Consider the following 19,058-nt stretch of genomic DNA (forward strand, 5'->3'; position numbering starts at 1 on the left):
CTTCAGAACTGCACAGGCTATAGTGCAGTCATCAGGAGGACAGAATGAACGACGACACTCCCATCAAGCGATGGACCGCAAAGCGCAAAGCGTCCGCGGTCATGGACATCTTCAAGGGCAAGACCACGGTCGCTGAGGTCGCCCGGCAGCATGACCTCACTGTCTCCTAGGTCGAAGGCTGGATCGATGAAGCCCAGCGCAACATGGAGAACGGGTTTAAGGCCCGTCCCAAGGATATCCGCGAGCAATACGAGTTCGCCTGGCGGGAAAACAAAGAGGTGCTGGGCGGGTCCACTTGCAGATCTACGTACTAAAGAGGTGGCGTCACCTGCTTTACGAGGACGAGAATTCGTAAGGTCGCTGCAGGCGGGAATGGCTTGGGAAGGCCGCGTGGTATCACTTGCCAAATTTTGCCGCTGGTTGGGATCCCCTCGGCGCAGTTTGTATTACCGGCCAAAAGCGCGGTCTCGTGTCGTTAATACGGAACTGACGGCCCGGGTGAAGCTGGCGCTGGGACGTTTCCCCAGCTACGGCTATCGTCGGCTGGCGTGCGTACTGGGCGAGAACCGCAAGATGATTGGTGCGCGCATGACGATGTTGGCGAGACGAGGCTTCACTGACCCGAGACCATTGGACTTCCCCCAAAAAAGTGGACACGCGCCATCAGTGCAAATCCTCAAATTCCAGCGGCGTCCTGTAACCAAGGCTGCTGTGGAGCCGTTGGGTGTTATAAAAGCCTTCAATATAGCGATTTATATGTTTCCGTAATTGCCGCATCGTCACGAAACTGGTGGCGTGCAGCAATTCTCCCTTCAACGTCTTGAAGAAGGACTCAACCTCGGCGTTGTCCGTGCATTGGCCCGGGCGGTTCATGCTGTGACGTACCCGATGCTGTTTTAGCAATCGTTGCGTCTTTTGGGCCCGGTATTCGATACCTCGATCCGTGTGAAGCAATAATCCAGCAGCGGGACGCCGCAATTCGAAAGCCTCTCGCAGGGTCGCTCTGGAGAAATCCGCACTCAGTCTCTCACCCAATCGCCAGCTCAGCACTCGACGCGAGAACAGATCCAGCACCACCGCCAGGAAGACGTATTTCGAACCCAGCTTGATGTAGGTGACGTCGCTGCTCCACTGCTGATCGACAGCGTCCGGTGCGGAGGCTTCCAAACGGTGATTGGGCAGCGCTTTCAGCTCATGACGGCGCCTCGCCAAGCGCCGGTAGACACGGGAAACACGCGCCCTCATTCCCCATTGCTGCATCACCTTCGCAACCCGGTTTTCACCTACCGTGACGCCCTCACGGCGCAACGCTTGATAAACCCGTGGACTGCCATATCGTCCCCCGCTGTCATCGTAGATCTTGCGGATCTGGGACAACAGCACAGCCTGCTCGGACATTCGTTTGCTTGGCTTTCGGTTGACCCAGGCGTAGTAGCCGGAGCGTGAAATGCTCAGGTGCTGGCAAAGCGACTTTACGCTGTATCGTTGCCGGTGTTTCCAGACGAACCGGAACGCTTCCGTCGTTCCTCGGCCTGAAAACGTTGAAACTTTTTTAGGACATCGTTTTCCTCCTCAAGCTCCGCAATCCGGCGTTTGAGGCGGGTGAGTTCATCCTGCTCCCTGACCTTTTCCTTGGCCTCGGCAGGCGCTTTCTTGACCCGTTTCATGGCAAATTTTCCCTCTCGGTACTCCTTTCGCCAGCGTGACAGCATGAACGGGTGAATATCCAGCGCTTCCGCGACCCCTTGGACGCTTCGGTGAGCCTGATGGCTCCACTCGACCGCCTTCACCTTGAACTCAGTGCTGTAACGTTGCGTTTTCTTCCCCGTGATGATTGCGGGCATCGGTTTTCTCCTCCGTGGGAGTTATCGATGCGTGTCTACTAAACCGGGGGAAGTCCACCATTCAGGGCTATGGGCCTGTTATTCGAGATATTCGCTCACAGTCGTTTTCAGTTGATCTTTGTGCTGAAAGAGGTCGCTGACGGAGTCTATCTCGATGCGGCTTTCTTGTTTGTCGGTGAAGAAGCCTACCCGTTTGACTGACTTCGCGTTGAAGTGGAAGCGGTAGATGGGCTTGCGGTTGTTGTCATCGAGGATTACTGCGCAGTAGGACTTCGCATCGCGCATGGCTATACGGCTGACATCGACCTGTTCTGCGAGCAGTGATCGAACGATGTTATAGGCGTCGATCTCTTCCTGGGTAGTGATGATGCCATCATCATCAGGCTCGGGCTCTTGCGATGCACTTTCGGGAGTCGAGGTAGGGTGGGGCGCATCAATATCGTTGCTGGCTAGAGCACCACGTAGTCGCTGGGCGACTTGCTCTTTGATATAGAGCTTGCCTGCTTCCCTGATGATTGGCGTGAATTCTTCGACGACTTGCCGTGTCTGGCGACCCTCGTAGATCTTGCCTACTACGAACTTGACGAATTCTTCTGGTATGTCTCGAAAGACTTCGCCAATGGCCTGTTTGGCAAGGTTGGTGTACTTGAGCCGGTTGGCCGTACTGAGAATGGCATCAACATCAAAGTTGGGCTTGGTGAATTTCTGAAGCTCGTCGATATCTTGTTCGTTAAAGTCTTCCAGATTGAAAGTGAAGAAGGGGCGCGTGTCTAGCTTGTTCTCGGAGTCCAGATCAGAATAGAAGCGGTATTCAAAGCCGTTCGTCAAAATGGCGAATTTTGCATCCGTGCAAGAAAAGTAACGGTAGAGTTGGTTGTACTGGACGTTGGCGAGATTGGTGCCCAAGGGTTTGCATTCCATGAGGATCGAAATGTTGCCATCTGCACGAATGGCGTAATCGACCTTTTCACCCTTCTTGGTGCCTACATCCGCCGTGAATTCTGGCACTACCTCTCGGGTATCGAAGGGATCGTATCCAAGCGAGTTGATGAAGGGGAGCACTAACGCCGTCTTGGTCGCTTCCTCGTTCTTGATGTGTTCTACCTGTTCTTCACCACGACGTGCGATGCCATAAAGCTTCTCGCTCAAGTCCATGATGCCCCCTGTGTTTAGTTTTTGGCGTATAGGTAAACTTACATTACGCGAAGTTTCCTGAATTTACCAAAAGACCAAAGTCAAATGAGGGCCTCGTCCTGTCTACTCCCATGCTGTTCTATTCAGGCGACCAAGCCCGGCCGCTGATCGAGCAGCGGCAGAGAAGTGGGCCATCAAGGGAGAATAGAGACGGTACGATACCGTGAACGCCTAACGTCCAAGCATCCGGTGTAGCGTGTCGTCACGCCGAATCAACCGGTGGTAGCCGGCCATGAGGATATGCCCGGTCACCAACGCGGAGAGGAACCAGGAAAGTGGTGCATGGAGTTGGCCGAACGCGGCGGCCCAGGGCACATCGGCGTCGGTCCAATACGCCGTGCCGAAGACATAGACGCCGTAGCCAAGCCCCCAAGTGAATGCCATGCCCGAGAGCGGCATCAGCAACAGCACCAGATACATCAGCGCGTGACCCCATATCGCCGCCTTTTGAAGTGCGCCACGGTGCTCCGGCCGGTGCCTGAGCTGCGAGATGGCCCACAGCGTGCGTATGGCCATCAAGGCGAGAATGCCGACGCCGATGGTCGTGTGCCACTGCACGATAGCCTGACTGTAGACGTTCCCCTCCCACAGAATATTGAAAAACGAGCTGGTCAGTTGAAGGATGACCAGAATCGCGATGAGCCAGTGCAGGCATCGTGTGATGCTGCCGTAGTGGCTGGGTGAGTCACGCAACATGGCGCAAGTCCGTATTAACAATAATGCTTCATATTCGCATCTTTGGATGCAGATTTCCTCATCGATGTTTTCGCTATAATGGCTCGATGGTCTTGTTAGCCGATGGCCTTCACATGGGCCCTCATGCCACGGCTTTGGGCATCGCAGCATTTGCCCATCGTTTATCAGGCCTTCGCTCTGCATCTGGTTATCTGCTTGCCGATTAGTAACTTATAAGTTACCATTCTTCCATGAAGATCGAACTCCGAGAATTTCTACGTGATGACGGGGCCAGCCCTTACCAGGAGTGGTTTGAAGGGCTCGATGCTCAGGCCGCGGCGAAGGTGGCCACCGCCGAGTACCGTATGTCGATGGGCAACACATCGAACATCAAGTGGTTCGAGGGGATCGGTGAATATCGAATCGACTGGGGGCCGGGATATCGCATCTATCTGACTCGTGATGGCGAGCAACTGATCGTTCTGTTCGGAGGCGGTACGAAAAAACGCCAGCAGGCCGATATCGACAATGCCAAGGCGCTACGCGACGAATACAAGCGGCGCAAGCGCCAGGCGAAGCAGGGAGGGAAGTGAAATGGCACTGACCCGTGATTTCAAGGCGACGATTGCCGCGCGCGTCGAACGCGATCCAACGTTTGCGAAAGCCATGTTGGATGAGGCCGTCACGCTGTTTCTCAATGGCGAGCCCGATACCGCGCGCGCGATGCTCCGCGACCTGGTCAATGCAACCGTGGGGTTCGAGGCACTGGCCAACGAGATTGGCAAGCCCAGCAAGAGCCTCCACCGCATGCTGTCACCGTCGGGCAATCCCGGCATGGACAATCTGTCTGCGATCATCGGTGCGATCCGTAAGACGCTGAAGGTTAATCTTGAAGTGCATACTGTCAGCGCGGCGTGATTCTGGCGCTGTACGCGAAAAGTAGCTCACTCGGCGGGGCATTGCCCTGCCGATTTTAAATCTAGCCCCTGCCTATCCGCTCGTCGCTTTTTCCCCACCTCGCACCTACTGCACCCTCGTACCAAAGCCGTTGTCATCGAGTGAATCTTCCACTTCCGTGATCAGCCAGGGTGTGGCGTCGATACTTGGTCACCAACGTTCATGCCTTGCGGCATTCCGGATATCCGGTTCTTGGCTATCCTGTTGGCAACATGTCATTGCCTGATGGCTGCGGGGAGAATCCATGCATACGCAAGATATCAGCGCCTGGAGGCACGACCATGTCTTCGACCAGGACTGCGTCCGCTCGGGAGAGCGCCGTACGTTGATCGTCGTTCTGCTGACGCTGGTCACGATGTTCATCGAGATATTCGCCGGCATGGTATATGGCTCGATGGCCTTGTTAGCCGATGGTCTTCACATGGGCTCTCATGCCACGGCCCTGGGCATCGCAGCATTCGCCTATGCGTATGCTCGCCGCCACGCTGGCGATCATCGCTTTAGCTTCGGTACCGGCAAGATCAATGCGCTGGGCGGGTTCACCGGAGCGGTATTATTGGTGGGCTTTGCGGTTTTCATGGGCATTGAAAGCATCAACCGCTTCTTCAACCCGGTCGCCATCGTGTTCGATAAAGCCATTCTGGTGGCGGGCGTCGGGCTGGTGGTGAATGGCATTTCTGCCTGGATTCTGGGGGCGCACGGGCATGACCATGAAGCCGGTCACGGTGGGCAGAATCACCATCATGAGCATGACCATAACCGACGCTCCGCCTATTTCCACGTGCTAGCGGACGCCTTGACATCCCTGCTGGCAATCTTCGCCTTGCTGGCAGCGAAGTACCTTGGGTTGCAGTGGATGGATCCGGTCATGGGCATCGTGGGGGCCATCCTGATAACCCGCTGGTCCTGGGGATTGCTTCGCGATACCAGCCAGGTATTGCTGGACCGCCAAGTGCATGAGCTCGATGAGAAAATCCGAGATGTCATTGAAATTGGCTCGAGTGACCGGATCAGCGATCTTCATGTCTGGTCGATCGGGCCGGGCATCTATGCCGGCATTATTGCGATCGTCTCCGATGCGCCTGCAACACCGCATGACTACCGGGATAGGGTACGACAGCGACTGCCCCAACTGGTGCATGTCACATTCGAAGTGGAGCAGTGCGCCGGGCATCGCCATCCGCAAGCCGCATGATCCAGCAGAAGTGGCCTCATATCGAGGCCGCTATCTTTGTCTAATGTCAGCGATCCGCTTATGCTGGACGTCGGGTTGATAGCAAAATGAAGGGTCATACCCGCCGATCAATCAACAATTAAGGTCTGCACAAGGAGTCTTCTGCAATGACCGTCAAGAAACCGCTTATCGGTGCTATTTCCGCGGTGGCCCTGGCCACCAGTCTTTCTGCCATGGCCGAGCCGCTCAAGATCGGTGTGCTGGTGCCGCTGACCGGCGACCTGCAAAGCTATGGCGAACCCGCGCTCAAGGCGGCGCAACTCGCGGCCAAGGAGATCAATGCCGCCGGCGGCGTACTCGGTGAAGACGTCGCGATCAGCAGTGGCGACACCCAGACTTCACCGCAGCCCGGTGTCGCTGCGGCTCAGAAGCTGGTCAATATCGAAGGCGTCAGCGCGATCATGGGCGCACTCTCCAGTGGGGTGACCATTCCCGTGGCGCAGAGCGTTTCCAAGGCCGGGCAGATACCGCAGATCAGCAGCGCCTCGACTTCGCCGGTGATCACCTCGCTGGATGACGACGACTTCCTGTTCCGGACCGTGCCGTCGGATGCCTTTCAGGGCGTAGCGCTCTCCGAGGTGACTCAGGAGAAGGGCTATGAAAATGTCAGCATCATCTATATCAACAACGACTACGGCAAAGGACTGGCCGAGGCCTTCACCCAGGCTTTCGAAAAGGCGGGGGGAGCGGTTTCCGCCACGGTAGCCTACGAGCAGGGCCAGGCGGCCTATCGCGGTGAACTGCAGCAGGCGGCCAGCGACGATGCAGAGGCGCTGGTCCTGGTCGGCTATCCGGAGAATGGACAAACCATCCTGCGTCAGGCGCTGGAAGGCGGTTTCTTCAGGAACTTCGTGTTCACCGATGGCATGAAGGCGCCCGAGCTGGTCGATAACCTGGGCGCTCAATACCTCGAGGGCTCGGTAGGCACCGTGCCGCAGGCGCGTGCCGACTCGCCGGGCGCCCAGCATTTCAGCAGCGCCTATGAGAGCGAATACGACTCGCTGCCGCCCAAACCTTATCTGGATACCGCTTACGACGCCTTCTATCTGTTGTCGCTGGCGGCTCAGGCGGCGGGTTCCACCGACAGCGTGGCGATTCGCGACCAACTGCGCGCGGTGGCCAATCCGCCGGGCGAGCAGGTCGGTCCGGGTGAGTTCGAGAAAGCCGCCAAGCTGCTCGAGGAAGGCAAGGAAATCGATTACGAAGGCGCATCCGGTTCGGTCAACTTCGACGATAACGGTGACGTGCCGGGAACCTTCGGCGAGTGGACCTTCAAGGATGGCGAAGTGGTGACCGAGCGGATCTTCGAACCCAAGATGTAATCGCTCGTCAGGCGGTCGGGAACCATCTGGCCGTCGCGACGAACGTTTCGGCTCTATCGCCATTCACGCAACGCCCGGCTCAGGCCGGGCGTTGTCGTGACTGTCATGACAGGAGAAGTATCGGGCGAGGCCGCTGAAGCAGATGCTCAGCGCTTTCTGGCGATCAGCTTGGGCGGTTTCTCGGGGAGTACCCCCTCGGGCCGAGTGACCAGGATTACCTGCAGCAGTACCCCGATCAGCAACACGCGCATCGCCGCGCCTTGGGTGGCGTACTCGGTGGGCAGCAGCCCGGTGAGCAATTCGGTACCCGACCACACGCCCCATACCAGGACGGCGCCGAGAATCGCGCCACGATTGTTGCCGCTGCCGCCGGCGATCAGCATCACCCAGACCAGGAAGGTGCCGTATAGCGGCATGAACGCCTCGGGGCTGAGAAAGCCGAAGAAGTGGGCATAGAGCCCGCCACCTAGGCCCATGATCGCCGAGCCCAGCACGAATGCCTGCAGTCGGAAGCCGGCGATCGACTTGCCGGCCGCCGCGGTGGCCGGCTCATTCTCGCGAATGGCGCGCAGCACGCGGCCCCAGGGCGAGGCGTAGGCGCGCTCGACCAGGAAATATACCCCGACAACGAACAGTGCCACGATCACCAGGTAGGTGAGCGGGCTATCCAGCACGGTGTCAGCGAACGGCCGCTCGATGCCGGCGATGCCGCGTACGCCGTTGGTCAACCAATCCTCGTTCTTGACGAACAGGCGGACCATCTCGGCGATGCCGATCGAGGCGATGGCCAGGTAGTCGGTGCGCAGCCGCGCGGTGATCAGGCCGACGACCAGCCCGAGCAGCGTCGAGGCGATGACCGCGCCGGCCAGGCCGATCAGAAACGGCATGCCGAAGCCGCCTAGGTAGGCAGGGCTAGACGGTGTGGTGAGGATCGCACTGGTATAGGCGCCGACCGCGAAGAAGCCAGCGATGCCGATGTTGAACTGACCGGTGAAGCCCCACTGCATGTTGAGGCCCAGCGCGAGGACGGCGTAGACGCCGGCAAAGGTCAGAAACGAGATCAGGTACGAGGCGATGCCGGAAAGTTCCATCACACAGTCCCCTTGAAGATGCCCTGCGGACGCAGGATGAGCATGCCGACCATGATCGCGAAGGCCACGGCGGGCTTGTAGGCGGCGGGAATCAGCAGCGTCGACATCTCCATCGACACGCCGATGATCATGCCGCCGGCGATGGCGCCGTAGGGCCGGCCGATGCCGCCGAGAATCGCTGCCGCGAACACCGGCAGCAGAGTGGTCCAACCCATCACCGGATGCAGGCGCGTGTCGATGCCCAGGAACACGCCGGCCGCGCCTGCCAGCGCCCCGCCGATCACCCAGGTGACCATGATCACGCGCTCGGCGGGAATCCCCGAGACCAGCGCCAGGTCCATGTTGTCGGACATCGCGCGCATCGCCTTGCCCAGCCGGGTGCGCGTCAGGAACAGATGCACGCCGGCGACCAGGCCCAGCGAGATCAGCATGATCCATAGATGATCGGGCTTGAGCCGCATGCCGCCCAGCCAGTCGAGTTGCCACGGAAACTGGATGCCCGAGGTGTAGGTCTGGTTGTCGGACCCCCAGATCAGTTGCACCAGGCTGCGCAGGATCAACGCCATGCCGAACGAGGCGATCAGCAGAATCACCGGCTGGGTACGCCGGATGCGTCGGTAGAGTACCTGGTCGATGAATACCGCGATCACCGCCATGCCGACCATCGCCGCGGGCAGCGCCCACCACGAACTCAGGCCGAAGGCCGAGATGAAGGAGAGGCCGAGGTAGGCGCCCAGGGTCATGAAGTCGCCATGCGCGAAGTGCGCGAAGCGCAGGATGCCGAAGATCATCGACACGCCGATCGCGCCCATGGTCAGGACGCTGCCCAATACCAGGCCATAGATGAGAAGTTGCAGGATATCGGTCATGGTTCAGCCTCCCAGGAACATTTCGGCGACTTCCGGGTTGGCCAACAGATTGGGACCGGTGTCTTCGTAGCGGTTGCTGCCGGTGGCAAGCACGTAGCCCCGGTTGGCGATGGCCAGTGCCTGCTTGGCGTTCTGCTCGACCATAAGCACGCCGATGCCCTGGGCATTTATTTCCTGAATGCGCTCGAAGGTTTCGTCGATCAGTAGCGGCGAGAGGCCGGCGGTGGGTTCGTCGAGCATCAACAACTGCGGGTCGATCATCAGCGCACGGCCCATGGCGACCATCTGGCGCTCGCCGCCGGACATTAGTCCGGCCTGCTGGCGGCGACGATCGGCAAGCTTGGGAAACAGCGTGTAGACCTTGTCGAGACGCTGGGATAGGTCGCCCTTCATCAGGTAGGCCCCCATCTCGAGATTCTCGCGTACCGTCAACGATGGAAAGACGTTCTTCTCCTGAGGCACATAGGCGATGCCGCGGCGGACCATCTGTTCGGGCTTGGCATTGGTGATCGCCTCGCCGCGGTAGCGGACTTCGCCCTCACGGATGCGCAGCAGGCCGAACACCGCCTTCATGGCAGTGGACTTGCCGGCGCCGTTGGGACCGACGATGACCACGATCTCATCACTTTCCACGCGCAGGTTGGTGCCTTGAAGGATGTCGGCGCCGCCATAGCCGCCGTAGAGGCCCTTGGCTTCGAGCAGGCTACTCATGAGGGGGCCCCTTCATCCGTTGAGGGCTGGCGGCCCGTTTCGCCCATCCGGCCACTGGCGCCACCGCCCAGATAGGCCTCGCGGACCTCGTCGTTCTGGCGCAGCGTCTCCATCGAGCCGGAGGCGATGAGCTCGCCGTCGGCCATCACATGGACCGGTTCGCAGAGTGCCGAGATCAGATCCATGTCGTGTTCGATGACGCAGAAGGTGTAGCCGCGTTCGCGGTTGAGCCGCAGGATCGCTTCGCGGATTTTGCCGAGCAGGGTGCGGTTGACGCCGGCGCCGGGTTCATCGAGCAGTACCATCTTCGCATCGGTCATCATCGTGCGGCCCAGATCGAGCAGCTTCTTTTGCCCACCCGAGAGATTGCCGGCCAGTTCGTCAGCGACGTGAGTGATCTCCAGAAACTTGAGCACGTCGTCGACGCGGTCCAGCACTTCGCTGTCCTGCTGCTTGACCTTGCCCCAACGCAGCCAGGTCTTGAACAGGTTCTCACCGCTTTGCCCCGGCGGCACCACCATCAGGTTCTCGCGCACCGTCATGCGCGAGAATTCATGCGGAATCTGGAAGGTGCGCACCAGGCCACGGTGGAAGAGTTTGTGGGGCGGCAGGCCGGTGATGTCGTGGCCGTCGAGCAGCACGCGGCCGCTGGAAGGGGGGAAGAGTCCGGCGACGATATTGAACAGCGAGCTCTTTCCGGCCCCGTTGGGCCCGATCAAGCCGGTGATGCTGCCCTGCGCTACCTCGAAGGAAACGCCCCGTACCGCCTGCAAGCCGCCGAACGCCTTGGAGACGTTGTCGATTCGAATCAAGGAAGAATGCCTCGTAAGCGTTTTGTTGTGGTTGTGTGCGCGCGGACATCAGCGGGCGGGAAGTGCGCCTCGCCTGCCTTGACCGGCAACGCTTTTCACGGATCGATAGTGCGACATTGAGTCGTCGCCATACCTTATAGCGCGACGCAAAGGGCGTCGGCCAAAGCATCACGCAATGACCTTTGTCACGCAATGATACAATCGAGTCTATCAGGCTCTTGATATCGACGTCATGCCTGCCTGGCGACGGTGTCCGGCCTACGTGCAATTCGCACTATGGTCGAGCACATCGCCCGCAAGCCAGTAGTGAGTACTCAATCGCAGCGTCCCAGATTCGAACAGGCCGCCCTTTGGCGGCCTGTTCGCGCTAGGCGCGTCTCGAGGCCAAGAGCCTGATGATCACGGCCTGCAGGGCCAACCCGATAGCCAGCAAGATATAGGGGGATGCGATGACGATCGTCCCGAGGTAGAGCAGGGCGCTCACTGAAGCCGGAACGAGCGCATAGGGGATTTGGGTTTTGACGTGTGCGACGTGGTCGGAGCCGGAGAAGATCGAGGCCATGACTGTCGTGTCCGAGATGGGCGAGCAGTGATCGCCGAAAATCGAGCCGGAGAAGATGGCGCCGATCGCCATGCTCACGAGCGTCATGTCGCCGATGTTGTATGCCAAGGGGACCCCGATCGGCGTCAGGATCGCCATGGCGCCCCAGGAACTGCCGGTCGAGAAAGATATCACCATGGCAATGGCGAAAATGAGGATCGGCAAGAGCGTCGGCGATAGCCAGCTCTCCGTCGCTGCAATGACGTGATCGCCGGTTTCGAGCGCACCGGTGACGGTGCCGATCGACCAGGCCAGCACCATGATGACCAGCGCCGGCAGCATGGTCTTGAAGCCCGCCAGCAAGGTGTTCTCGCAGGCTTCCAGCGATTGACGCTGAAGCAGCGCCATGACGATCCCGACGACGACCATCGCGAACGCGGCCCAACTGAGCGAGACACTGACATCGGTATCCGCGAGGGCCTCCATCAGCGGCTTGCCTTCGCTGCCGCCGCCCGTGTACCAGAGCGCCCAACACGCGACGCCAATGAGTACCACAAGCGGAATCAAGAAATTCCAGACGCGTCCTCTGCCTTCAGGGACCTCTCCCAAGTCTTCTTCGACGCTGGATAACGGGTTGTCGCCGGGGGCGACGAGTTCACCGGTTTCTTGCGCGCGACGCTCGGCGCGTTGCATGGGGCCGAAGTCGCCCATGAGGAGGATCATGGGCACCGAGGCGAGGCACAGCAGGGCATAAAAATTCCAGGGTATCGATTGTAGAAAGGCCCAGTAGGGTTGTTCGCCGGTCAAGCTGAGCACGGCGAACGCGCCGGCGATGAGCGAGACCTGATAACCGATCCAGTCGGAGACGGGGCCTAGAGTCGCCATCGGCGCGGACGTTGCATCGATGGTCCAGGCTAGCTTTTCCCGCGAGACGTTGTGCCTGGCCGTCAGGTCTCGCGAGGCGTTCCCCACGATGACGGAATTGACGTAGTCGTTGAAAAAGATCACGACACCGAGCAGCCAGGTGAGCAGTAGGGAACCTCGCGAGGAGGAAACCTTGCCGGAAAGCCACTTGGCCAAGGCCTGAGAGCCACCGGTGGTATGCATGAAGGCAGCGCCGGCGCCGAGCAAGGAGACAAGTACGAGAAAGCGCGCATTCCATTCATCGGTCATCACCTTCGCGAACCAGTCGAACGTCTGGCCAACGGCGGCAATCGGGTTGCCTGCGACGATCCAGGCGCCTAGTAAAATACTCAGGAAGAGCGAGATATTGACTCGGCGGGTCAATAAAGCCAGCACAACGGCGGCGATGGGTGGAGCGAGCGATATGAGAGCATCCATTCGATTTATCACTTTTATCGTTGGCTGATGCGTGTCAGGACAGGCTCTGGCCGGTATACCGACGTCCAGTCCTTAATCCTTGTTTAGCCCTTCACGTTTTATCAGCCCTTAAGGCTCCCCGTCGACACATCCTGTGTCTCTGGGGAAATCTCGCAACAAGTGCTGGAACGAAATGCGGGAGTGGTGCCGGCTCTGAACGCTCGGCTAGCCACAAGCGCCGGGACTGCCAAGTGCTCAGATCTCTCGCCAGATGCGCTCTATGAATTCGTCACTGAGTTCCGAGACCATGCGTGCGCGTTTTGAGGTGGCTTCCGCCATGTCGCTGCCGATTTCATGATAGCAGGACGCCATCGACGCCAGGGTCAGCTGCCCGCCGAGGCCCAGCATGCAATTTGTGAGCTTGTTGCAGGAAGTCGCCATGGTCGAGAAGAACTCGAGTTCGTGACGGGCGACATCGTTGCATGTTTCCAGCCATACCCCCTGTATCTTGACTGCCGAGCCGATGGCCTCGCCCCAAGGTTGGTACCACCACAAGTAAAGACTATCGGTGCTGTCAGATGTTAAAGGCGTTTCCGGTCGTTTCGACGTTGTCATCGCCTTATCCCCTAAAGGAAGAGTATTGAGTATAGGAGATTTTTCTTTTTCCTTGCGGTGTTGTTTGATGATCTCGATGGAGCGCATCTCTCTATACATTCAGGTTAATGTTAAGTTTTAATTTATTATTTTTTAGAGTTTCTGGCGGGCTATCAATATCATGGTCGCTTGATTGTTTGCCTCAGTGGTCAAGCTGAATGCCGGTGTCTGCCGTGTGCCTGGCTGGCGCCGTCATGCGGCATGGCGCGTCGCTGCGAGTCATTCGAGCTGCAAGCCGGCCGCACGGAGGCGTCTTCTCAGGTGGTCCACTTCCTCGAACAGGTCGGCCACTAGGGCGGCGAGTTCTGGGTCGGCGTCGAAGTCGAATTCCATCTGGCGCAGGCGGCGGGCACGGGTCAGGTCGTGGCTGGTACATCGCCATTGAGATATGTAGCGCGTGCCGTCGCCGAGCATGCCGCTTTCGACGCGTTCCACGACCCATTGCCGTTCGACGGCGCAGGCGCGTGCGAACTCTTCCAGCGTCAGGCGGGCGTCGTCGAGCACCTCGGCCTCGATTGCATTGTATTCAGCCATTAGTTGGTCTCGTCTGGCGTGGGTTGAACGGCATGTCTCGCGCCATGCTTTCGTAGAGGCGGCGAGCCTTGTCGGTGTGGGCTGGCGGCAGCACGACCTCCAGCACGAAATAGAGATCGCCTGGCTCGTCGCCAGGGAGGCCGCGTCCCCTCAAGCGCAGTTTGCGCCCACTCTGCGAGCCCTTGGGGATCTTCAGGTGGACCTGCCCCGAGGGCGTAGGTACGTCGATGGCGGCGCCTAGGGCCGCTTCCCAGGGGGCCACCCGCAGCGTCGCGAAGACATCCCTACCTTCCACGCGATAGTCCGGGTCCGGCGTGAAGTGCACTTCGAGGTATAGATTGCCGGGCTCGCCACCGCCAATGCCGGGGTGTCCCTGGCCCGCCAGCCGAATGTGCTGACCTTCCTTGATGCCCTTGGGCAGACGTACCTTGAGATTGTGTTCGCGCACCGAGACGTGCCCCTGGGCATCGGTTTGAGGCACGTGCAGCGTCACGGTGCGTATCGCGCCGCGGTAGGCATCCTCCAGGTCGACATAGATTCTGGCGTGGCGGTCGCCGCCCTGCATGCGATGGCCGCGATGCGTTCGCGAACCTCCTCGGCCGAACAGGTTGGCGAAGAAGTCACTGAACTCGCCCAGGTCGATATCCTCGAAACCGCCGCCCGAGAATTCGAAGCCCGCGTCCCAATCCGGTGGCGGCCGGAAGTCCTGCCCGGCGTGATAGCGTTCGCCAAGCTGGTCGTAGGCGGCGCGCTTTTCAGGATCGGTGAGCACCGCCTTGGCCTCGTTGATCTCCTGCATGCGCAGGGCGGCATCGGGCTCCTTGCTGATGTCGGGATGGTACTTGCGTGCCAGCTTGCGATAGGCCTTCTTGATGTCGGGGATGGCCGCATCCCGGTCGACTCCCAACGTCTGGTAGTAGTCTTTGAATTCCACGGAATCGTTTCACTCGATCAACGCTGCATGGATGACACTATCAAGAATAGTCCTCGTTGCCTGATCGAGGGGGCGTTCATGCACGATGTATCGAAAAACGCGTGCTTATTGCTATGGCAGGTCGGCGCATTCCTTGCAGCGCGTCGTGTAGGGCAAGGCCTCAAGTCGCTCGGGCGCAATCGGATCGCCACACTTCTCGCAGTCATCGCCGACGCCGGCATCGAGCCGTGCCAGGGCGCGCTCCACCTGGGCCAGTTCGGTCCTGGCCTCTTCTTCCAGCCGCGCGATCACCTCATCGTTTCGGACCTCCAGCGCCTGGTCATCGAGATCCTTGTCCAAGGCACCGCTCGTGCGATGCTGGTGTGCCTCGTAGTAACGAATGCGATCCAGCAACTCCAGCCGCAGCGTTTCCAGTCTCGTTTTTCGTTCTTGCATGATCGTCAAGCACCTGGGATGTCTCTTGACAGGATAGTCGCGTTGCGCGGCATGCGAGACAGGCTATTTTGATACCGGTCACATCTTGCTGCAGCGAACTGGCTGGCGTGCTTCCAAGCGATTATTGCGCCAATAGTAAGCCGTTATATTGGTCGGGAGAGTCATGCGGTCATGCGGCTTATCGGTCATGCAGGTGGGCGACCAAAGCCTCGGCAAAGGTATCGGTAGTCCCGGTTCCGCCCATGTCAGGCGTCACTCGATCTCGAGCCGTTTCTAGCACCGTCCGGATCGTTCGACGAATCTGGGCTCCTTTATCCACCATGCCTAAGTGATCGAGCATATCCGCGGCGGCCAATAGTAGCGCACATGGATTGGCGAGCTTTTGCCCGGCGATATCCGGCGCCGAGCCATGCACCGCCTCGAAAATAGCGGCGTCTGTGCCAATGTTCGCGCCCGGTGCTAGCCCCAGGCCACCGACCAGCCCGGCACAGAGATCCGAGAGGATGTCACCAAAAAGATTGGTCGTGACGATAACGTCGAACTGGTGAGGGTTCATCACTAGCTGCATACAGGCGTTATCGACAATCATTTCCTGGAACTCGATGTCCGGATATTCTTTCGCTACCTCACGGGCGACATCGAGGAAAAGTCCGGAACTGGTCTTGATGATGTTGGCCTTGTGAACGGCCGTGACTTTTTTTCGATTGCGCTGATGTGCCAGTTCGAAGGCATGGCGCACGATGCGCTCCGATCCCCGGCGAGTCACTCGGATGCTGGAGAGTGCCGTCTCGCCATCATCGGAGAGGCTCTGCCCGTCGGAGAGATACGCACCCTCGGTATTCTCGCGTACCGTGATCAGGTCGATGTTGTCATAGCGCGAGCGAGTACCGGGGAAGCTGATCGCTGGGCGAACATTGGCATAAAGATCGAATTCACGGCGCAGCTGGACATTCAGGGACGATATTCCGCTACCGATCGGTGTCGTCAAGGGGCCTTTCAGTGCTATGCGATGTTTTCTAATCGCTGCGATCGTTTCAGCGGGCATCGGCTGTCCATGCTTTTCCTGCGCAGTCAGCCCGGCATCCAGAAATTCATATTGCAGGCCACAGTCCAGTGCATTCAGGACGCTGAGTGTCGCCTCCATGATTTCGGGCCCTATACCATCACCCTTCAGTACTGCAATCGTCTGACTCATTGTCATGCCTCAGTCGGTGTTGCGATCCATTTCGTTTCGCTCGTGATACCAACGTAGCGCGATGGTTCTGGCGAATTGCAAGTCGCTACAGTAGGTCAGCCTTCCAGCGACTTTTCGAATACCTGCACGGCGCAGCTTGACGATGATGCGTGTGGGTAACCCTACCAGGATCAGTGCCACTCCCTTGCGATGCATTTCATCGATAAGCGACTGGAGGGCGACGATGGCCGTGCCATCCATGCTGGGAACCTTGCGCATGTCTATCAATATGGTCTGGACGTGATGGTCCACCCGATGAAGGGAAGTAAGGGCTTTCTCGGCCACTCCGAAGAACAAAGGACCGCTGATTTCGTACACCGCCATTTCCGGAGGCAGCCCGGTGACGACAGGATGCTGGTCGGTCTCGAGGCGATCGGTCGTGGTCAGCAAGGCCATGCGTCGGATAAAGAGCGCTGCGGCCAGCCCCATGCCGACTGCGACGGCCAGGACCATGTCAAACAGAACGGTCAGGCCGAAACAGGTGACCAGGATGGCGACGTCGCCGGGAGGCGCCGAGCGCAAGGTGTGCAGGAAATGACGCGCTTCGCTCATGTTCCAGGCAATGATGAACAGTAGTGCCGCCAGGGCGGCCATGGGAACGAGGCCCAGCAATCCAGCGAGCGCGATGACGGACAACAGCACCACGACGGAGTGCACCACCGCGGCGATGGGGGAGCGCCCGCCGCTGCGGATGTTGGTCGCCGTCCGAGCAATAGCCGCCGTGGCCGTTATGCCACCAAAGAGTGGCGCCACGATGTTGCCCAGCCCTTGGCCAACCAGCTCGGCGTTGGGGTCATGCTTGGTCTTGGTCAGCCCATCCGATACCACCGCGCACAGCAGTGACTCGATGGCGCCTAGCATGGCGATGGCGAAGGCGGGCCCCAGCAGCGCTCGAATCAGCTCGAAATTCAGCTCCAAGGGAGCGCCATCGGGACCTGGTAGCAGCCAGGGAGCCGTGAAGGACGGCGCTATTGGGGGAATCCCCGTTCCCGTCTCGCCATTGGCCTCCCAGGTAAAACGAGAGTCAATCGTCTCGACGGCCGGTGCGCTTGCGTTTCCGAACCACTGATTGGCCGCGTAAGCCGCGATAGCGCCGACGACCAGCCCGACAAGAGGTGCGGGAATGGGGATATGCAAGCGTGGCCATAGCAACATGACAACCAGAGCCAATGTCCCAATGCCGAACTCGAGAGGATCGATCGTGGGCAGTGAGGCGATGATTCGTCCCAGGTTTTCGACGAAATGCTCACCGAGCTGTCCGACGTTCAGTCCCAGAAAATCGGGAATCTGCAGGACCGCGATGACGACTGCAATCCCCGCCGTGAAGCCAAGAACCACAGGGTAAGGCACGAACTCGATCAGGCGGCCCATTCGGGTAATCCCCAGGGCCACGAGGATGATGCCGGCCATCATCGAGGCGATGAGCAATCCGCCGAGACCGTATTGCTGGACAATCGGGAACAGAATGACGACGAAAGCGGCGGTCGGGCCTGACACATTGAAACGCGAGCCGCCGGTTAACGCGATGATGGCCCCGGCCACAATGGCTGTGTAAAGGCCGTGCTGAGGAGGAACACCTGTCGCGATCGCCAATGCCATCGAGAGTGGCACGGCCACGGTGCCGATGGTGAGGCCAGCCATTGCATCTTTGCGCAAATCGGCGAGGCCGTACCCGCTCCGCCATGCCGTGCGAAGTCCTGAAGAGATGCTGGGCAAGTCAACGGAAAACCTTTGGCGTGACATACGGTGCCCTCGCTGTCATGCCCCTCACCATGGTGGTGTCGAGCGGAGCATTTGGTGTGAGGAATGAAGATTATGTTAATGACATTAACATGCAGTTATAATCATGTGCAAATGTGAACGCCCAGCTGCTCATGGGGCAGAGCAGGGCATTGCGACGTGAAGGTCATAGCATTAACATTTAATGTTAATAAAAGAGGAGAATGCTCATGGAAAAGAAAACGGCTCGCCTCACGTTGCTGATAGATCCACAAAAGAAACGCGCCTTCGAGGAGTTGTGTGCCTTACAGGACCTGACGCCATCGCAAGTCGTGCGACAGCTGATACGTGACTATCTACACAAACATGGTGTGGAGTACGGCTCGCAGCTGCAGGAAGACGAAAAAAGTTCCTCGACCTGACCCTCGAGTTTCTAGCAAGGCCGCGTTTGTCCTCCGTCACTCGGCATCTGTGAGCGAAAAGCTATGTCATGACCTCGGGTCTATCGCCTTTAACGGACACTGCTATGCACAATCTATGGATTCCTTTTGTCGCCATTCTCGCCGTTGCCGGCTTGATCTTTGGTGGTCAAGCCTATTCCGAGGCACAGCGTGATGCCCACATCGCCACGGCCATAGCGGAAGGGCACCAAAGTCAGACGCCTGCCGAGATTTCACACTTGATTCGCGTCAACAAGGGCTATGGCGTATGCGGCGACTACACGCTTGCCGACGGCGAGTCCGGTTCCTTCTATTACAACAGTGCCACCAAGCGCTTGGCGTTGGACGCGAATGCCGATCTGTATCGCGACAATTGCGTGGGCGTCTCGGGCTCGTGAGATGTTGCTAAGACATGGTCGGCTTCTGAGGGGGGCTGCGGCCTCGAGGTCATGGTGAGTCTGCCTATGGCTTGGCGCCAGGAAAGCGTGATACGTCCCTGTGTACGTGTCACCGCAGCCTTGCCTGCCATTCTCTTGCT

The 19,058-nt window shown here is 59.0% G+C and carries 21 protein-coding genes and 1 pseudogene; 7 read left to right on the top strand and 15 right to left on the bottom strand.

Annotation, left to right across the window (positions count from 1 at the left end; all coding sequences use genetic code 11):
* The first annotated feature begins 44 nt into the window (after nucleotides 1-44).
* A complete protein-coding gene (locus tag KZO83_RS04245) occupies nucleotides 45-170 on the top strand; it encodes a transposase (protein ID WP_247619868.1) in 126 nt (41 codons plus the stop codon).
* A gap of 493 nt (nucleotides 171-663) precedes the next feature.
* On the opposite strand, the pseudogene KZO83_RS04250 reads toward KZO83_RS04245, so the two are convergent.
* The 4 genes and pseudogenes from KZO83_RS04250 to KZO83_RS04265 form a co-directional block, all read right to left on the bottom strand.
* A pseudogene (locus KZO83_RS04250) lies at nucleotides 664-1,494 on the bottom strand (IS3 family transposase); the annotation flags it as partial.
* Nucleotides 1,473-1,844, bottom strand: a complete 372-nt coding sequence (locus KZO83_RS04255) for a transposase (RefSeq protein ID WP_247619869.1) — start codon at nucleotides 1,842-1,844, stop codon at nucleotides 1,473-1,475. The pseudogene KZO83_RS04250 and the gene KZO83_RS04255, both read right to left, overlap by 22 nt.
* Before the next feature lie 78 nt (nucleotides 1,845-1,922).
* The gene (locus KZO83_RS04260; RefSeq protein ID WP_247619870.1) at nucleotides 1,923-2,999 is read right to left on the bottom strand and encodes a type I restriction endonuclease; all 1,077 of its coding nucleotides are present in this window, start codon (nucleotides 2,997-2,999) and stop codon (nucleotides 1,923-1,925) included.
* A gap of 210 nt (nucleotides 3,000-3,209) precedes the next feature.
* The gene (locus tag KZO83_RS04265; protein WP_175575855.1) at nucleotides 3,210-3,734 is read right to left on the bottom strand and encodes a cytochrome b; all 525 of its coding nucleotides are present in this window, start codon (nucleotides 3,732-3,734) and stop codon (nucleotides 3,210-3,212) included.
* A gap of 230 nt (nucleotides 3,735-3,964) precedes the next feature.
* Here KZO83_RS04265 and KZO83_RS04270 point away from each other — a divergent pair, with 230 nt between their 5' ends.
* From KZO83_RS04270 to KZO83_RS04285, 4 genes are all read left to right on the top strand, one after another.
* Nucleotides 3,965-4,306, top strand: a complete 342-nt coding sequence (locus KZO83_RS04270; RefSeq protein ID WP_075368951.1) for a type II toxin-antitoxin system RelE/ParE family toxin — start codon at nucleotides 3,965-3,967, stop codon at nucleotides 4,304-4,306.
* A gap of 1 nt (nucleotide 4,307) precedes the next feature.
* Nucleotides 4,308-4,631 (top strand): helix-turn-helix domain-containing transcriptional regulator, encoded by a 324-nt coding sequence (locus tag KZO83_RS04275; RefSeq protein WP_075368950.1) that lies wholly within the window; start codon nucleotides 4,308-4,310, stop codon nucleotides 4,629-4,631.
* Nucleotides 4,632-4,914: 283 nt separating this feature from the next.
* The gene (gene dmeF / locus KZO83_RS04280; protein WP_246895607.1) at nucleotides 4,915-5,865 is read left to right on the top strand and encodes a CDF family Co(II)/Ni(II) efflux transporter DmeF; all 951 of its coding nucleotides are present in this window, start codon (nucleotides 4,915-4,917) and stop codon (nucleotides 5,863-5,865) included.
* A 146-nt stretch (nucleotides 5,866-6,011) separates the two neighbouring features.
* Nucleotides 6,012-7,226 carry an ABC transporter substrate-binding protein gene (locus KZO83_RS04285; protein WP_246895608.1) on the top strand — a complete coding sequence of 405 codons (1,215 nt, stop codon included), beginning with the start codon at nucleotides 6,012-6,014 and terminating at the stop codon, nucleotides 7,224-7,226.
* A 146-nt stretch (nucleotides 7,227-7,372) separates the two neighbouring features.
* Here the strand turns inward: KZO83_RS04285 and KZO83_RS04290 are convergent, their stop codons facing one another.
* The 11 genes from KZO83_RS04290 to dauA all read right to left on the bottom strand — a co-directional run bounded on the left by KZO83_RS04290 (nucleotide 7,373) and on the right by dauA (nucleotide 18,104).
* Nucleotides 7,373-8,317, bottom strand: coding sequence for a branched-chain amino acid ABC transporter permease (locus tag KZO83_RS04290; RefSeq protein WP_247619871.1), 945 nt, complete (start codon nucleotides 8,315-8,317; stop codon nucleotides 7,373-7,375).
* Entirely contained in the window at nucleotides 8,317-9,186 is an 870-nt protein-coding gene (locus KZO83_RS04295; protein WP_247619872.1) for a branched-chain amino acid ABC transporter permease, read from the bottom strand. The genes KZO83_RS04290 and KZO83_RS04295 overlap by 1 nt, the downstream gene beginning before the upstream one ends.
* A gap of 3 nt (nucleotides 9,187-9,189) precedes the next feature.
* A complete protein-coding gene (locus tag KZO83_RS04300; protein ID WP_247619873.1) occupies nucleotides 9,190-9,897 on the bottom strand; it encodes an ABC transporter ATP-binding protein in 708 nt (235 codons plus the stop codon).
* Complete coding sequence (locus tag KZO83_RS04305; protein WP_247619874.1) at nucleotides 9,894-10,709, bottom strand: ABC transporter ATP-binding protein; 816 nt, start codon at nucleotides 10,707-10,709, stop codon at nucleotides 9,894-9,896. The genes KZO83_RS04300 and KZO83_RS04305 overlap by 4 nt, the downstream gene beginning before the upstream one ends.
* Before the next feature lie 367 nt (nucleotides 10,710-11,076).
* Nucleotides 11,077-12,591: a Na+/H+ antiporter NhaC family protein gene (locus KZO83_RS04310; RefSeq protein ID WP_247619875.1), complete on the bottom strand. Its 1,515-nt coding sequence runs from the start codon at nucleotides 12,589-12,591 to the stop codon at nucleotides 11,077-11,079.
* A gap of 234 nt (nucleotides 12,592-12,825) precedes the next feature.
* Nucleotides 12,826-13,272 carry a hypothetical protein gene (locus KZO83_RS04315; RefSeq protein WP_247619876.1) on the bottom strand — a complete coding sequence of 149 codons (447 nt, stop codon included), beginning with the start codon at nucleotides 13,270-13,272 and terminating at the stop codon, nucleotides 12,826-12,828.
* A gap of 171 nt (nucleotides 13,273-13,443) precedes the next feature.
* Nucleotides 13,444-13,758: a chaperone modulator CbpM gene (locus tag KZO83_RS04320; RefSeq protein ID WP_247619877.1), complete on the bottom strand. Its 315-nt coding sequence runs from the start codon at nucleotides 13,756-13,758 to the stop codon at nucleotides 13,444-13,446.
* Nucleotides 13,751-14,692 (bottom strand): DnaJ C-terminal domain-containing protein, encoded by a 942-nt coding sequence (locus tag KZO83_RS16395; protein WP_247619878.1) that lies wholly within the window; start codon nucleotides 14,690-14,692, stop codon nucleotides 13,751-13,753. Before KZO83_RS16395 ends, KZO83_RS04320 begins: the two co-directional genes overlap by 8 nt.
* 111 nt (nucleotides 14,693-14,803) lie before the next feature.
* On the bottom strand, nucleotides 14,804-15,127 hold the full coding sequence (locus KZO83_RS04330) for a TraR/DksA family transcriptional regulator (protein WP_247619879.1): 324 nt from the start codon (nucleotides 15,125-15,127) through the stop codon (nucleotides 14,804-14,806).
* 178 nt (nucleotides 15,128-15,305) lie between these two features.
* Nucleotides 15,306-16,322 carry an isocitrate dehydrogenase gene (locus KZO83_RS04335; RefSeq protein ID WP_247619880.1) on the bottom strand — a complete coding sequence of 339 codons (1,017 nt, stop codon included), beginning with the start codon at nucleotides 16,320-16,322 and terminating at the stop codon, nucleotides 15,306-15,308.
* Between the two features lie 9 nt (nucleotides 16,323-16,331).
* On the bottom strand, nucleotides 16,332-18,104 hold the full coding sequence (dauA, locus tag KZO83_RS04340; RefSeq protein ID WP_247619881.1) for a C4-dicarboxylic acid transporter DauA: 1,773 nt from the start codon (nucleotides 18,102-18,104) through the stop codon (nucleotides 16,332-16,334).
* 206 nt (nucleotides 18,105-18,310) lie between these two features.
* Between dauA and KZO83_RS04345 the strand changes: the two genes are divergently transcribed.
* Together KZO83_RS04345 and KZO83_RS04350 are read left to right on the top strand one after the other, a co-directional pair.
* Nucleotides 18,311-18,502, top strand: a complete 192-nt coding sequence (locus tag KZO83_RS04345) for a CopG family transcriptional regulator (RefSeq protein ID WP_178998057.1) — start codon at nucleotides 18,311-18,313, stop codon at nucleotides 18,500-18,502.
* 104 nt (nucleotides 18,503-18,606) lie between these two features.
* The gene (locus KZO83_RS04350) at nucleotides 18,607-18,918 is read left to right on the top strand and encodes a hypothetical protein (protein WP_247619882.1); all 312 of its coding nucleotides are present in this window, start codon (nucleotides 18,607-18,609) and stop codon (nucleotides 18,916-18,918) included.
* The last annotated feature ends 140 nt before the right edge of the window (nucleotides 18,919-19,058 follow it).

Source organism: Chromohalobacter moromii (genome assembly GCF_023091865.1).
Taxonomy (GTDB): domain Bacteria; phylum Pseudomonadota; class Gammaproteobacteria; order Pseudomonadales; family Halomonadaceae; genus Chromohalobacter; species Chromohalobacter moromii.

Excerpts from the sequence above, each read along its gene's own strand:
- KZO83_RS04275 (WP_075368950.1), top strand. The coding sequence starts at position 4,308 with ATGGCACTGACCCGTGATTTCAAGGCGACGATTGCCGCGCGCGTCGAA.
- KZO83_RS04255 (WP_247619869.1), bottom strand. The coding sequence starts at position 1,844 with ATGCCCGCAATCATCACGGGGAAGAAAACGCAACGTTACAGCACTGAG.
- KZO83_RS04270 (WP_075368951.1), top strand. The coding sequence starts at position 3,965 with ATGAAGATCGAACTCCGAGAATTTCTACGTGATGACGGGGCCAGCCCT.
- KZO83_RS04295 (WP_247619872.1), bottom strand. The coding sequence starts at position 9,186 with ATGACCGATATCCTGCAACTTCTCATCTATGGCCTGGTATTGGGCAGC.
- KZO83_RS04260 (WP_247619870.1), bottom strand. The coding sequence starts at position 2,999 with ATGGACTTGAGCGAGAAGCTTTATGGCATCGCACGTCGTGGTGAAGAA.
- KZO83_RS04265 (WP_175575855.1), bottom strand. The coding sequence starts at position 3,734 with ATGTTGCGTGACTCACCCAGCCACTACGGCAGCATCACACGATGCCTG.
- KZO83_RS04285 (WP_246895608.1), top strand. The coding sequence starts at position 6,012 with ATGACCGTCAAGAAACCGCTTATCGGTGCTATTTCCGCGGTGGCCCTG.
- KZO83_RS04335 (WP_247619880.1), bottom strand. The coding sequence starts at position 16,322 with ATGAGTCAGACGATTGCAGTACTGAAGGGTGATGGTATAGGGCCCGAA.
- KZO83_RS04315 (WP_247619876.1), bottom strand. The coding sequence starts at position 13,272 with ATGCGCTCCATCGAGATCATCAAACAACACCGCAAGGAAAAAGAAAAA.
- dmeF (WP_246895607.1), top strand. The coding sequence starts at position 4,915 with ATGCATACGCAAGATATCAGCGCCTGGAGGCACGACCATGTCTTCGAC.
- KZO83_RS04300 (WP_247619873.1), bottom strand. The coding sequence starts at position 9,897 with ATGAGTAGCCTGCTCGAAGCCAAGGGCCTCTACGGCGGCTATGGCGGC.
- KZO83_RS04245 (WP_247619868.1), top strand. The coding sequence starts at position 45 with ATGAACGACGACACTCCCATCAAGCGATGGACCGCAAAGCGCAAAGCG.
- KZO83_RS04310 (WP_247619875.1), bottom strand. The coding sequence starts at position 12,591 with ATGGATGCTCTCATATCGCTCGCTCCACCCATCGCCGCCGTTGTGCTG.
- KZO83_RS04345 (WP_178998057.1), top strand. The coding sequence starts at position 18,311 with ATGGAAAAGAAAACGGCTCGCCTCACGTTGCTGATAGATCCACAAAAG.
- KZO83_RS04290 (WP_247619871.1), bottom strand. The coding sequence starts at position 8,317 with ATGGAACTTTCCGGCATCGCCTCGTACCTGATCTCGTTTCTGACCTTT.
- KZO83_RS04350 (WP_247619882.1), top strand. The coding sequence starts at position 18,607 with ATGCACAATCTATGGATTCCTTTTGTCGCCATTCTCGCCGTTGCCGGC.
- KZO83_RS04330 (WP_247619879.1), bottom strand. The coding sequence starts at position 15,127 with ATGCAAGAACGAAAAACGAGACTGGAAACGCTGCGGCTGGAGTTGCTG.
- dauA (WP_247619881.1), bottom strand. The coding sequence starts at position 18,104 with ATGTCACGCCAAAGGTTTTCCGTTGACTTGCCCAGCATCTCTTCAGGA.
- KZO83_RS04320 (WP_247619877.1), bottom strand. The coding sequence starts at position 13,758 with ATGGCTGAATACAATGCAATCGAGGCCGAGGTGCTCGACGACGCCCGC.